The sequence below is a fragment of the Vibrio nigripulchritudo ATCC 27043 genome, from assembly GCF_000222685.1.
In the GTDB taxonomy this organism is placed as follows: domain Bacteria; phylum Pseudomonadota; class Gammaproteobacteria; order Enterobacterales; family Vibrionaceae; genus Vibrio; species Vibrio nigripulchritudo.
In genome coordinates, this window is record NZ_AFWJ01000043.1 from 1 (window position 1) to 12,645 (window position 12,645).

The window sequence follows — 12,645 nt, forward strand, 5'->3', positions numbered from 1 at the left end:
CACCCAAAGAGGCTTATTTACAAGTTGGTATTCTTCAAAGTCTGCCTGAGTAAAATTCACATCTAAACGAGAAAACATCGTTTGCAGACCTTTAAAAGCGTCGAAACTGAATAAGGTTTCATCCGCATCAAATAATATCCAACTGTACTTCATAGAGTTCTCCTTCAAAATATACCCACAACATACGGTTTAGATTAAAACCCTCGGGTATGGTCGTTATTATGTCACTTTACCCGCGTCATTCAGGCAGAAATATTCAATATTTTTGAAATGTAGTATTCCAATACCACCTACTTACCTAAAAACCCATGAATAATATGCGCCTAACAACAATCAGGAGTAATACATGACCAAAGCAATTCATTCCATGGTTCGTGTGTTTGATTTGGATAAGTCTTTGGAATTCTACGATAAAGCACTAGGCTTATCTGTCGCAGACCGCTACGACTTTGACGGTTTTTCTCTGATTTATCTAAGAAACAAAGAAACCGCTTTCGAGCTTGAACTAACGTACAACCACGATCAAAAAGAACCTTATACTCATGGAACTGGTTACGGTCATCTGGCTGTATCTGTGGACAACGCCGATGAAAGCCATAAAATGGCATCTGAAGCAGGTCTTGAACCAACCCCGGTAAAAGAGTTCTTCCATAATAACGAACGCCTCGCTAAGTTCTTTTTCTTGCAAGACCCAGACGGCTACAAGATTGAGTTTATCGAGCGAGACGGTCGATTCGAATAATTATAATAATGACACTTATGTTTAATCTAAAGTGCGAATAGAGTGCCTGACTCCCTCAAGTTGGGCTCATCTCTCATCCTTGTCATTGGCAGTTTAATTTTCAGACCCCCTCGGCGTCCTCCAACAACCCTCAGACACTGAGGAAAATTAAACCGCCACTTTTTTCTCTATTTTCTACCAAAGGAAATCTTATGATTCACTTACTTGCTTGCTTTACGGCTAAATCTGGTCAGGAAGAACAACTGAAGTCTATGCTTCGCGCAATGATTGAACCCACTCGTGCTGAGCCTGGCTGTGTTCGTTACGAATTGTTTGAAGATAATGGTCAGGAAGGTCATTTTATTTTTAATGAAAGCTTTATTGACCAAAAAGCATTTGAAGAGCATCAAGCCACTCCACACTTTTTGAACCTTATTGAAAACGTGGGTGACCTGCTTGCAGAAGAAATTAAGATCGTTACTCTTTCTCCTGTTGAATAAGATTTAGAGCAGTGACCAAATAAAAAAACGCCTTTGACAGTCAAGCTCTGCCAAAGGCGCTTCTCCTCCACCCCGAGGATAAATTCTACTTCTTTTCAATTGGAAATAAGCTTTCTTAATGAGCTTAGTTAAAATTTAGAACATCCTTACTTAAGCGCAAGCTTAATTGTCAAAATTTCTGCATTTAATTAGACAATTAACCCTTTTGGGTGAGTTTTAATAATATTTTGAATAGCCACTCATACTGTTTATTTCAAATGTCGTCTTAAAACCCTCTTACAAAAAATCAATGCGATTTATTTAACGAATATGAGCTTTATTGCAAATCAATTTGTTGACTAAATTTTATATAATCAATATGTTACTGTCTGTCTGCTAAGCAATCTCATTCTGGGTTCTTGTGTTGTGTCCCGTATGTAACAGCGCGGATATTTTTCTACTTAAGATATTATTCATCACAAGGAAACGTTATGAACTTCTCAGCGAAGATGGTCGTTGTTATTGCTATTGGGGCCGCATTGTATGGAATAGGTGGACTACCAATGTTCGGTATTCCTGTATTTGCCAATACCACTTTAAAACCTGCAATGGCAGTTCTGGCTCTGTTTTCTGTTATGTTTGGTCCTGTTGTTGGTTTCTTAGTTGGTTTTATTGGTCACTGGATCACTGACTTATTCGCGGGCTGGGGCGTGTGGATTACCTGGGTTCTCGGGTCTGGAATTGTTGGGCTGATCATGGGGCTGTTCCCAGTATTAACTCGTGAGCGTTTGAATAACGGTGAGCTACCTGCGAAAGACTTTTCCCTGTTTGTCTTATTAGCTCTGATTGGTAACGTTCTCGGTTACGGCTGCTCAGCATTCCTGGACACCATTCTGTACGCAGAACCTTTCACCAAGGTATTTACTCAGCTAACCATCATTGCATCTGCAAATACGGTTCTGATTGCCGTTGTCGGTTTCTTTATCCTGAAAACCGTTGCCAAGAGAAAAAAGCAAAGCCGCAATCTGTCTGAGGCGTAATTCACTCATGACCATTGAGTTTTCAGACTTTTCTTTTCGATATGAGTCGCAGTCAAACGCGACTCTGAAAAATCTCAATCTTCAAATCAATCTGGGCGAAAAAATTCTTATCATTGGCCCTAGTGGCAGCGGAAAATCGACGCTCGGGCAATGTCTGAACGGGCTTATACCTGCATCGTTTAAAGGCGAAACACAGGGCTCTCTGACTTTTAATGGCGTTGCCTCCGATACCATGAAACTGCATCAGTTTACCGGACAGGTAGGAACCGTATTGCAAGACACCGACAGCCAGTTTGTCGGATTGAGTGTCGCCGAGGACATCGCTTTCGCACTGGAAAACCAAAGAGTCACAAACAAGCAGATGCTGACGACCGTCGAACAGACGGCAAAAATGGTCGATCTTGAAAGTATGTTGGCTCACTCCCCTCACGATTTGTCTGGCGGGCAAAAGCAACGTGTCTCCCTGGCGGGTGTTTTAGTGGATGAAGTGGACATTCTGCTTTTTGATGAACCTCTTGCCAGTCTTGACCCTGTAACCAGTAAAAAGACCATCGACATCATCGACAAAATTCATAAGGAAACGCAGAAAACCGTTGTCATCATAGAACACCGTCTTGAAGACGTTCTGCACCAGCATGTGGATCGCGTGGTATTGATGAATAAAGGTCAGATTGTTCACCAATCCACTCCCGACGAGTTACTCAAATCAGGGTTGCTCACTCAATATGGCATTCGCGAACCTTTGTACCTGTCTGCATTGAAAAAGGCACAATTCTCCATTGAACACATTGACCATTTGTCACAGCTGAGTGAACTCCCGCTAGATGATTTAGCGCCTCAGTTAAGGCAGTGGATGAAAGATACCCCTCCTCCCAACCCAATACCTTGTGCAGACACTTTACTGTCTGTAGATAATATCTCGTACTCCTATGACGGACAAAACAAGGTTCTCGATAACGTTTCTTTCGAGTTTAAACGCGGAGAATTCGTCTCTATTCTCGGTAAAAATGGTTCCGGAAAATCTACTCTGATTAAACTCATTATGGGTGTCTTAAAACCCGATTCAGGGCAACTGATTTGGGAGAATCAGGATCTTGCTGAACTGTCGATATTCGAACGAAGCAAGAAGGTGGGCGTGGTGCAGCAGAACCCAAATCATATGGTCTCACAGCATATGATTTTTGACGAAGTGGCGTTCAGCCTGAGAAATCAAGGGATATCAGAATCGCAAATCGAGTCTAAGGTTCTGGACGTTTTAGAGCTGTGCGGTTTGAAACCTTTCAGACACTGGCCCATTGAAGCCTTGAGTTACGGTCAGCGCAAGCGGGTCACCATCGCCTCTATTCTGGTCTCTGAGCCAGAACTTTTGATTCTTGATGAACCAACCGCGGGTCAGGATTATCGCAACTACACCTCAATGCTTGAGTTCATCAGGGAGCTTAACAGGAAGCTAGGAATCACTGTCGCCATCGTTTCTCACGACATGCATTTGGTTTTGGAGAACACAACACGCGCCATTCTAATATCCGATGGAAAACTTATTGCTGATGCGCCAGTAACAGAAGTTTTCAGCCAACCAGACTTGCTCCAGTCAACCAATCTAGCACCAACCAGCCTGTATGAACTGGCAAATAAAGTGGGTATCGAAGACGCCAGCGGGTTTATGCAAAAGTTCATTTCTGAAGAAGTGAAAGCCGAGATTGCATTATGAACCCCGCTTCAAAAATAAACTTCGGAATCAACTATGTGGATACTCAGTCGCCTTTGCACCGACTGAACGGACTCACCAAATTAGTACTGTTTGCTTCTTGGGTCACTGTGGTTCTGACGACGTTTGACTTTCGCATCTTGCTCCCTGTTGTACTCTTGGGAATGGGCTTACTGCGCTGGAGTAAAGTACCCTTTCGAATTTATCGCCCACTGCTTTTCGGAGCAATTGTTGTGCTTTCTTTGAATGCGCTGTTTATGTTTCTGCTCGCCCCAAAACAGGGACCAGAGCTGATAGGCAGCGAGCACATTCTTTTGCCTTTATGGGGAAGTTATTCTTTGTCTCAGGAAACTCTGTTCTACCTTGTGACAGTGACCGTTAAATACTTCAGCATGTTCCCCATTGCGCTTGTTTTTGTTTTTACAACTCATCCGACAGAGTTTGCTGCAAGTCTCAACCGCATCGGAGTGCCCTACAAGATCGCTTATGCCGTGAGTTTAACCTTGCGTTACCTGCCTGAAGTAAAAAGGGATTTTGTTAACATATTGCATGCCCAGCAAGCCAGAGGGCTGGATATGTCGAAAAACGTCTCGTTTTTTCGGAGGCTTCGCAGCGTTGCCCATATTTTGGGACCACTGATTTTCGCAAGCCTTGAACGGGCAGACACCATCTCCAATGCCATGACCTTGCGCGGCTTTGGCAGACACAAAACCCGAACCTGGTACAGCGCCAGACCGCTAACCAAAACGGATAGGTTGGTTATTTTTTCAGTCCTGCTCATCGCCATACTCGCGATTGTGAAACGATACAACGACCCAACCCTGTTTTGGTACCCGTTTTAGCTGTATTCAGAAATTACCGACTGATAAAACAAAGCCCGCATTGAGCGGGCTTGGTTAACTTCGTTTTCGACTACCACGAAATTTTTTAATGTATTCCTTAAATTCTTCGTCAGACAGATCCTTTTTTCTGTCTCTTAGGGACGCGACCAATAAATCGCCACCGTTATGCTTAATTAAGTCTTCTAACGTCAGGTTTTTAATAGGGTCTGGCAGTTTGCTTCGCTTTGCCATTTAGTGCTTTTCTTATTTCCAGAACAATACAAACAATCATGAGTGTCAGGCTGGCAAGAATGGCGTTTTCCACTCTCACCGACTGGAAGACCATGTCATTTCCGTAATATGCTGCGCTCCATGACATACCAAACACCACGCCAGTCGCTAGGCAAACCAGAAAATTAAACATAAAACCTCCAAAATTTGACGTCAGTATTCTGACATATTGTATAGCAGGGGTTTACTACTCCATTAAACAACTGTCTGTTGATGTTTAGAGGTGACACTCAAAATAAACTTTTGAATGACTAAATAGCCAGATTTCTAGTCGATTTAATAAGTTAAGCCAACAAGGTTGACGTTCAAGCTGTTAACTTTATGTGCTACTTAACCAGTCAGGTACGTTTTGAAAACACACAGGGCGAAGCCAGCGATCAATCGATGTACTTCCTACTGAGGTGTACTGAGTATTGGACGTTGCCGGGAAGGGACCGCCATGCACCATAGACTGGCAAACTTCGACTCCGGTTGGGAAGCCATTAAAAATAATTCGCCCTGCTTTATGCTGAGCCAATGAAACCAGCGAAGTAACTTCTTCACTTTCTCTCTGTTCGCTCAGCCAGAATGTGAAAGTCAGTTGCCCTTCAAGCACTTCGATGATTTGTCTGATTGAGGAAATGTCTTCAGCCACCACAACCAGCGACGCCGAACCAAAAACCTCTTCCTGCCAGACTGCTGGATCGGCGAGAAATTCGGCATCTGATATTTTGAACAAAGCCGGATAACAAAGATTTTCACCTTCTCCTTTTGCTGCATTCGCTTCGGCGATCTTTTTCGCTCCCAGGTTTTCCAGCCGTTCAACTCCTTGCTGATATGACAACCGAATATGACGGTTAAGCATGGTTTGAGCATTCTGTGCAGCCACATTCTCGCTCAGTGTCCTGAGAAATCCTTCAGACTCGCTGTTATTTTCAATCAGAATCAGACCGGGATTGGTACAGAACTGACCCGCCCCTAAGCAGATAGAACCAGTCAGGCCTGCTGCAATATCATCCGCTGATTCTTTTAACGCCGTTTCGGTAATGAAAACCGGATTAATAGAACTCATTTCAGCAAACACAGGAATCGGGACATTTCGTTGCTGGGCAAGTCGGGTAAGTGCTAATCCCCCTTTTTTAGAACCTGTGAACCCCACTCCCTTGATTGCAGGATGAGAAACCAGCTGCCCTCCGATAGTGCTACCACTCCCAGACAACAAACTGAACACACCTTTTGGTACCCCTGATTTTTCAATTGCAGCAACAATGGCACTCGCCCCAAGATACGATAAATGAGGGTGAGAAGAATGCGCTTTCACAATAACCGAGCACCCCGCCGCCAAGGCAGATGCGGTATCGCCACCAGCAACAGAAAACGCCAGCGGAAAGTTGCTGGCACCAAATACAGCAACAGGCCCGATAGAACGTTTTACTAACGTCAGAGATGGTCTGGGCAGCGGCGCTCTTTCTGGTAGAGCTTCATCATGTAGTACGGGGTCATCTTGATCAATCAGCGCATTGGCGAAGAGGTTAAGCTGGCCGACAGTGCGCTGCAACTCCCCTTTCAACCTGAGCTCTGGCAGCCCCGTTTCCAGAGCGCCAAAATGCACAATGTCGGCTTCGCGTGCCAACAACTCGTTCCCTATGGCTTGCAAAAACTCACCTCTTTTTGCGCGAGGAAATTCCGAATAGGTGCGCCACGCACGTTCTGCTTGCTCGCATGCCGTTACCACCTGTTCTGACGATGCGGTATCAAATGTATTCGGTAATGTTTGGTTGGTTGAAGGGTTAACTGCGTGGGTTGGATTTCCCTCACCTTTTACCCATTGTCCAGCTATCACCAGCTTTCCCAGATTCTCCATAGCGCATCAGCTCCCTAACAAGTTCTTGGCGAAAAGATATTTGTACAGTTCACGTACCCCGTATTCCCACGGAGGCAATTTTTCACTGTGTTCAACGGTGTTTGTAAGGACGCCCAAATGCTTAGAATGAATGGTTACCACATCCCCGACATGATGGGTAAAACCACTCCCCGCTTCGTCCCTGTCCTGAATTGGGGCAAACATGGTTCCCAGAAACAGGGCAACACCGTCTGGGTATTGGTGGTGGTCACCAATTAGCTGATTGACCAGTTTCTGAGGCGTGCGGCTGATGTTTTTCATATCTGACGATTCACTGAGTGAGAAGCCATCTCTCCCTTTGATATCCAGATTCACCACCTCAGATTCAATATCACTGAGCGTAAATTGCGCAGTAAAAATTCGAATCAGAGGTCCTATCGCGCAAGAAGCGTTGTTGTCTTTGGCTTTGCCTAGCAATAAGGCGCTACGACCTTCATAGTCACGCAAATTAACGTCGTTTCCTAAGGTCGCCCCAACGATTTTCCCCTGATGATTGATCGCCAGTACCACCTCTGGCTCTGGGTTGTTCCAGTAAGAGGTAGACAAGACACCCACAGACGCCCCAGCTCCGACACTCGACATGGGCTGCCCTTTGGTAAAGATTTCAGCATCCGGACCTATCCCAACTTCCAGATACTGACTCCATAGCCCTTTTTCCTGAAGGAACGCTTTTAGCTTCTGAGCTGAATCGCTTCCCGGCTCCACCTGACGAAGATCATTGCCGATAGCCTGATTCAGTTCCAGACGTAAACTTTCTGCTTTTTGAGGGTCACCACCTGCATTTTCCTCGATGACTCTTTCCAGCATACTCACTGCAAAGGTAACGCCAGCCGCTTTGATGGCTTGCAGATCCAAAGGTGAAAGCAGTTTGTAGTCCTGATTGCCCTCTGCAACATGATGTTCCCAACTGCCAATGGGGTTGTCATCCCAATCTCGTAACACGGTTTCTAATGAGTCTGAATCGAATAAATCGCTCACGGTCGGGTATTGTGGTGTCAGGTCATACACTTGATGTTGTTTAACCAATACCACTCGCGGACCGCCTTCTCTGTTCGACCAGACTCTGCCAATCCACAGCGCAGAATCATCCTTGGGGATCATCGTCATTCCTTTGCTCCTTTTCTTATATTCCGATTCGTTTACGCAGTTGATCACTCATTTGGTAGGCGTTTTCGGCATTTCCCCCTACCTCCATCTCGGCGCTCAGCAAAGCCCCTTCCAATGGATTTTTAGCCAGTTGCTCATCCGACAACGAAAACTGCGCAGAAGTAATAAACAAGGTTTTCCCTTCTGCGCCGCCAAAAGTGCAGCTTGTGGGGTTGGTAACAGGTAATTTCACGACCTTGTCTAGAGAGCCATCCGGCGCAATACGAATGATTTCAGAACCACCAAATCGGCAGTTCCACAAATAGCCTTCATCGTCGATACAGGAACCATCTGGGTCACCGTTTGGGTATCCTTCAAAAAACACGCTTTGGTTACTCACTTCTCCAGACTGCTCATCGTAATCAAACGCCCAGATCACGTTGTTCATTGAATCGCCAAAGTAGAAAGTGGAACGATCTGGCGACCATGCCATGGTGTTGGTTAAACCGATGTTGTAATCCGTCCACTGACTGGAGTTTCCCAAATCATCCACACTAAAAAGCGCCCCGGATTCGCGAGTCATCGCCTTTCCACTTCCATCAGCATGCAGGTTGGTCTGCATTGATGACACCCAGAAACGCCCCTGAGGATCGCATTTTCCTTCGTTCAGGCGATTACCCACCATGGAGTCTGGCTGGCAAACGGGAGTGGTCTTTCCGCTGGTTTTATCCAGCAGTGCAACCCCGTTAGCAAATGCGACAATCCAGTGTTTGTCTGACTGAGCAACCCGAGCACAAGCCGTTGGAAAATCTTCGGTTTTGATGGTTTCGCATGTTCCGTCCAGTGACACGCTGACAAGGAGTTTGCCGATAATATCGACAAACACCACGCGCTGGTTTTTCGCGTCCCACAACGGGCTTTCTCCTACGCTAAACCGTTCCGGCGACACCGCGTTAAACTTGTCCATGCCTACCTCCTAATTGGGGTCGGTTAAATCTGGGTCAGCCCAGTTTGTGTTGGGTGTGTACGCAAACCAGCCAGGTCGTGACGGGTCTCTGTCGTACGGGTAGCCACCCAGTTTTTTGTAGAGCTCTGAGTACTGCTCTAACTTGTCTTTGTCGAGTTCTACACCTAGTCCCGGTGTGGTCGGAACCTGAATTTTTCCGTCTTTGTATTCGAATTTTCCGCCCTGAATCACATCATCCATCAGGTGGTGGTAGTGGGCATCAGCCGCGTAGGTTAACGTCGGAAGAACCGCTCCCAGATGGAGCATGGTTGCCAGTTGAATACCAAGTTCTCCAGAAGAATGAACAGATACACTGGTCTGGAAGGTTTCGCATACGTTCGCCGCTTTAATGCAGTTTCGAACCCCGCCCCAGAACGTGGTATCCAGCAAAATAACATCCACCGCCGGATCACGAACGTTTGTCGCTAACTGTTCAAAGTTGATAATGACGGTATTCGTCGCGTTAGGGATCTGGACGCGGTTACGAACCGTGCGCATACCGTTTAATCCCCATGTCGGGTCTTCGTAGTAATCGTTATTTAAGTCTTCGATATTACGACCGAACCAAATGGCTTCTTCGACCGAGAACGCGGCATTCGGATCGTATCGAACTTTGTCGCCCGGCAGAGATTGCGCCATCGCCCTGAAAAGCTCCAATTCATATTCAGGGGGGAATACCCCACTTTTTAGCTTATGAACGCGAAAGCCGTGTTGTTCCTTAAGTGCTTTTGCATGGGCTATAAGCTGTTCTTTGGTGCGAACTTCGCCTTCTCCGTTGTCATTGTTGAATCGGAAAAACAGATAACTGGCGAACTCCACTTCGTCCCGGACTTTGCCCCCCAAAAGGTCGCACACTGGGACGCCGAGAAACTTGCCACAAATATCCAGACAGGCAAATTCAATAGCCGCGTGGTATTGAGTCCGGTTGTTGTATAGGCTGGCTGTCGGGTTACAGATCTTCATTCGCAACGCTTCCAGTTCAAATGGATCGTGCCCGATGAGGTATTGTTTCAAACCTTCAATCATGGCTTCTGCCGATTCACCACCACCACCCATTTCTCCCAACCCGGTGATGCCGACATCGGTTTCGACCTGAACCACAGTTCGGACAAATCGCCCCCAGTGGGCACCATTGGAGTGTCGCAATGGGGCTTCTAAGGGAACCGTGATTGTAGTGGCTTTGATATCCGTAATCTTTGGGTGCTTCATTCTTCTCTCCCTTTAACTGATCAACCTAACCATGTGATCGACAGACGTATCTTCAATGGCTAAATCGGCGGTTTTCTCACCCCGAGCCATTGCCACAATTCGATCGGATACCTGATAGACGTGGTGTAAATTGTGGCTAATGAAAATGCAGGTTACGCCCTGATTTTTCAGCATCTCGATGTATTCCAGCACCTTGTCTGTCTCTTTAACGGACAGGTGGTTTGTGGGTTCATCGAGAATCAGAATTCGCGAGCGAAAGTAGATGGCGCGAGCAATGGCGACCCCTTGGCGTTGCCCGCCAGACAGCTCTTTTATCGGTCGGTGCGGGTATTCCAGATCCAACCCCACATCTTTGATTGCTCTTACGGCTTCTTCTGCCATTTTGGCTTCACTTAGCCAGCCAAAACCTCGTGGTCCTTTGCTTCGCATTTCCCTCCCGATGAACATGTTCCTCACAATCGACATTTCCGGAACCATGGCGGTGTATTGGTAAATGGTTTCAATACCCAAACCCATCGCGTGCCGTGGGTTTCGAATCTGGACAGGTTCATTATCCATGAGGATCTCGCCGCTGCTCTGTGAGTGAACGCCCGACAATATTTTGATAAGGGTGGATTTGCCTGCGCCGTTGTCGCCAATCAACCCAATGACTTCACCTCTCGCCGCCGAGAAGTTCACATTTTTCAGCGCTTCAACACCTGAGTAGGATTTGGAAATATTTCTGCATTCCAGCAATGGAGATTCGTTCATGCTTCCCTCCTACACTTTCATTTTGTCCGCCGCACGGCGGGTATAAGTATTGAGTGCTACCGAGAACACAATCATTGCGCCGACCGCAAACTTGAACCAGTTGGCATCGATTCGGTTGATGATGATGATGTTTTCAATAAACGCGATAAGCAGCGCACCTATGATGGCACCCATTACCGTACCGACACCGCCAGTCAAAGCCGCACCGCCAATCACCGCGGCAGCTATAGCGTGAAGTTCAAATCCGGTTCCCATGGTTGGAATGATGGCTTTGATACGAAAACACTGAATGATGCCTGCAAAGCCTGCCAGCACAGAACACAGCACAAAGGCGGTTGTCTTTACCAAAGCGGTATTGATACCCATATCGTGTGCAGCCTGAGTGTTGCCTCCTGTGGCGTAAATCCAGCTTCCGAAATCGGTTCTTCTCAGCCACATGGCAAGCACGATGGCAAAAGCCACCAGATAGAAAATCGATGCTCTCAGTAAGTCGATTCGCCCCACTAGCCATGACGTATCCATGTCTCTTGGAAACGGAGGCGGAAACCCGCCGGACATCACGATCGTCAGGCTTCGGATCATAAACAGCATCCCTAGCGTGGTGATAAACGAAGGCAGACCAATTTTCAGAGTGATAAATGAGTTACAAAGCCCAACGGCTGCTGCGCCGATAAGTGCGACCACGATAGCCAGCCCAACGGGAATGCCCGCAGCAAGCAGCAGCACCATGATCATGGGCGAAAAAGCAAACACGGAACCGACAGATAAATCGAACTCACCCGATACCATTAATATGGTGACGCCAATCGCTATCAGGGTAATTTCCGGGATCGGCTGCAAGATGATCATGAAATTGTTCAACGTCAGAAAATACGGATTCGAGGCAGAGAACAACGCCAGCATTATCAGCAGCATAAGAAAGGCACTGACTTCAGGTCTTGAAAGCAGGTCTTTGACTTGTCTTCGCACGTTCATTCTGGATTCCTTTTGAATAGGGGCGGAATCGCCCCTTAATTCTTGTTCCATGCTTAGCGAACTCCCTGATCAATGTACTTCTCAAGCGTAGGTACATCTTTCTTGGTGATCAGAGCTTTACCGGTATTCACATCCCACGCGCTCAAACCAAATTTGTTGATTAGGTGGAGCTGCAGAATCGGCAGATAACCTTGCAAATAAGGTTGCTGGTCAACTGTTAGGTGAACGTAGCCTTTCTTCATTTCATCAATAAGGATTGGCACAAGGTCGAAACCACCCATCAGTATTTCATCTGGCTTTTTACCGAGATCGCGCAGACATTCCCCAGCCCCTGCGAACCAGAATCCGGCACCAATCACCGCACTGGTTTCTGGGTGCCCCTGAACGTACTGGCAGATACGCGAACCGGTGATCGACAGGTCGTTGCCCGAGTCGATCACGTCGAAGGTCACTTTCCAGTCTGGGTTTTGATCATTGAGTTCTTTCAGGTACTTTTTCGCACCACCAATGCGGTCTTCTGCCCAGCTTTCTCCCGGTCTGGCGAGACCAAGCAATACATGTGCGGGTTTGCTGCGATCAAATTGCGCTGCTAACCCTTTTGCGACTTCGTAGCCTGCCTGAAAAAGATCCTGACCAACAAACGCCAGCCTTGCGCTACCCAGTTCACCCTGAGTGTC

General features: G+C 46.8%; 14 protein-coding genes and 1 pseudogene. 5 read left to right on the forward strand and 10 right to left on the reverse strand.

What is annotated here, in order from left to right; translation table 11 throughout:
* Positions 1 to 153, reverse strand: a pseudogene (locus RH89_RS05570) (pyrimidine 5'-nucleotidase); the annotation flags it as partial.
* Between the two features lie 193 nt (positions 154 to 346).
* On the opposite strand from RH89_RS05570, the gene RH89_RS05575 reads away from it, so the two are divergent.
* From RH89_RS05575 to RH89_RS05595, 5 genes are all read left to right on the forward strand, one after another.
* Positions 347 to 742 (forward strand): glyoxalase superfamily protein, encoded by a 396-nt coding sequence (locus tag RH89_RS05575; protein WP_004400130.1) that lies wholly within the window; start codon positions 347 to 349, stop codon positions 740 to 742.
* Positions 743 to 933: 191 nt separating this feature from the next.
* Entirely contained in the window at positions 934 to 1,221 is a 288-nt protein-coding gene (locus RH89_RS05580) for a putative quinol monooxygenase (protein WP_004400131.1), read from the forward strand.
* A 470-nt stretch (positions 1,222 to 1,691) separates the two neighbouring features.
* Positions 1,692 to 2,240, forward strand: a complete 549-nt coding sequence (locus tag RH89_RS05585; protein ID WP_004400132.1) for an ECF-type riboflavin transporter substrate-binding protein — start codon at positions 1,692 to 1,694, stop codon at positions 2,238 to 2,240.
* Positions 2,241 to 2,247: 7 nt separating this feature from the next.
* On the forward strand, positions 2,248 to 3,951 hold the full coding sequence (locus tag RH89_RS05590; RefSeq protein WP_004400133.1) for an ABC transporter ATP-binding protein: 1,704 nt from the start codon (positions 2,248 to 2,250) through the stop codon (positions 3,949 to 3,951).
* Positions 3,948 to 4,790 (forward strand): energy-coupling factor transporter transmembrane component T family protein, encoded by an 843-nt coding sequence (locus RH89_RS05595; protein WP_004400134.1) that lies wholly within the window; start codon positions 3,948 to 3,950, stop codon positions 4,788 to 4,790. The genes RH89_RS05590 and RH89_RS05595 overlap by 4 nt, the downstream gene beginning before the upstream one ends.
* Positions 4,791 to 4,844: 54 nt before the next feature.
* Here RH89_RS05595 and RH89_RS29860 read toward each other — a convergent pair whose 3' ends face one another.
* The 9 genes from RH89_RS29860 to RH89_RS05635 form a co-directional block, all read right to left on the reverse strand.
* Positions 4,845 to 5,021: a hypothetical protein gene (locus tag RH89_RS29860; protein ID WP_004400136.1), complete on the reverse strand. Its 177-nt coding sequence runs from the start codon at positions 5,019 to 5,021 to the stop codon at positions 4,845 to 4,847.
* A complete protein-coding gene (locus RH89_RS05600) occupies positions 4,987 to 5,193 on the reverse strand; it encodes a hypothetical protein (protein ID WP_022614355.1) in 207 nt (68 codons plus the stop codon). Before RH89_RS05600 ends, RH89_RS29860 begins: the two co-directional genes overlap by 35 nt.
* Before the next feature lie 186 nt (positions 5,194 to 5,379).
* Complete coding sequence (locus RH89_RS05605) at positions 5,380 to 6,903, reverse strand: aldehyde dehydrogenase (NADP(+)) (protein ID WP_004400139.1); 1,524 nt, start codon at positions 6,901 to 6,903, stop codon at positions 5,380 to 5,382.
* A 6-nt stretch (positions 6,904 to 6,909) separates the two neighbouring features.
* Entirely contained in the window at positions 6,910 to 8,049 is a 1,140-nt protein-coding gene (locus tag RH89_RS05610; RefSeq protein WP_004400140.1) for a fumarylacetoacetate hydrolase family protein, read from the reverse strand.
* A gap of 16 nt (positions 8,050 to 8,065) precedes the next feature.
* On the reverse strand, positions 8,066 to 8,995 hold the full coding sequence (locus RH89_RS05615) for an SMP-30/gluconolactonase/LRE family protein (protein WP_004400141.1): 930 nt from the start codon (positions 8,993 to 8,995) through the stop codon (positions 8,066 to 8,068).
* 9 nt (positions 8,996 to 9,004) lie between these two features.
* Complete coding sequence (locus RH89_RS05620) at positions 9,005 to 10,243, reverse strand: enolase C-terminal domain-like protein (RefSeq protein WP_004400142.1); 1,239 nt, start codon at positions 10,241 to 10,243, stop codon at positions 9,005 to 9,007.
* A 12-nt stretch (positions 10,244 to 10,255) separates the two neighbouring features.
* Positions 10,256 to 10,993 (reverse strand): ATP-binding cassette domain-containing protein, encoded by a 738-nt coding sequence (locus tag RH89_RS05625; RefSeq protein ID WP_004400143.1) that lies wholly within the window; start codon positions 10,991 to 10,993, stop codon positions 10,256 to 10,258.
* A gap of 9 nt (positions 10,994 to 11,002) precedes the next feature.
* Complete coding sequence (locus tag RH89_RS05630) at positions 11,003 to 12,019, reverse strand: ABC transporter permease (protein WP_022589334.1); 1,017 nt, start codon at positions 12,017 to 12,019, stop codon at positions 11,003 to 11,005.
* 2 nt (positions 12,020 to 12,021) lie between these two features.
* The coding region (locus RH89_RS05635) for a substrate-binding domain-containing protein (RefSeq protein WP_004400145.1) at positions 12,022 to 12,645 on the reverse strand (624 nt) is incomplete at its 5' end.

Bases quoted from the DNA above. Each gene is read 5' to 3' on its own strand.
- RH89_RS05600 (WP_022614355.1), bottom strand. From the start codon at position 5,193: ATGTTTAATTTTCTGGTTTGCCTAGCGACTGGCGTGGTGTTTGGTATG.
- RH89_RS05595 (WP_004400134.1), top strand. From the start codon at position 3,948: ATGAACCCCGCTTCAAAAATAAACTTCGGAATCAACTATGTGGATACT.
- RH89_RS05620 (WP_004400142.1), bottom strand. From the start codon at position 10,243: ATGAAGCACCCAAAGATTACGGATATCAAAGCCACTACAATCACGGTT.
- RH89_RS05625 (WP_004400143.1), bottom strand. From the start codon at position 10,993: ATGAACGAATCTCCATTGCTGGAATGCAGAAATATTTCCAAATCCTAC.
- RH89_RS05605 (WP_004400139.1), bottom strand. From the start codon at position 6,903: ATGGAGAATCTGGGAAAGCTGGTGATAGCTGGACAATGGGTAAAAGGT.
- RH89_RS05610 (WP_004400140.1), bottom strand. From the start codon at position 8,049: ATGACGATGATCCCCAAGGATGATTCTGCGCTGTGGATTGGCAGAGTC.
- RH89_RS29860 (WP_004400136.1), bottom strand. From the start codon at position 5,021: ATGGCAAAGCGAAGCAAACTGCCAGACCCTATTAAAAACCTGACGTTA.
- RH89_RS05590 (WP_004400133.1), top strand. From the start codon at position 2,248: ATGACCATTGAGTTTTCAGACTTTTCTTTTCGATATGAGTCGCAGTCA.
- RH89_RS05585 (WP_004400132.1), top strand. From the start codon at position 1,692: ATGAACTTCTCAGCGAAGATGGTCGTTGTTATTGCTATTGGGGCCGCA.
- RH89_RS05575 (WP_004400130.1), top strand. From the start codon at position 347: ATGACCAAAGCAATTCATTCCATGGTTCGTGTGTTTGATTTGGATAAG.
- RH89_RS05630 (WP_022589334.1), bottom strand. From the start codon at position 12,019: ATGGAACAAGAATTAAGGGGCGATTCCGCCCCTATTCAAAAGGAATCC.
- RH89_RS05580 (WP_004400131.1), top strand. From the start codon at position 934: ATGATTCACTTACTTGCTTGCTTTACGGCTAAATCTGGTCAGGAAGAA.
- RH89_RS05615 (WP_004400141.1), bottom strand. From the start codon at position 8,995: ATGGACAAGTTTAACGCGGTGTCGCCGGAACGGTTTAGCGTAGGAGAA.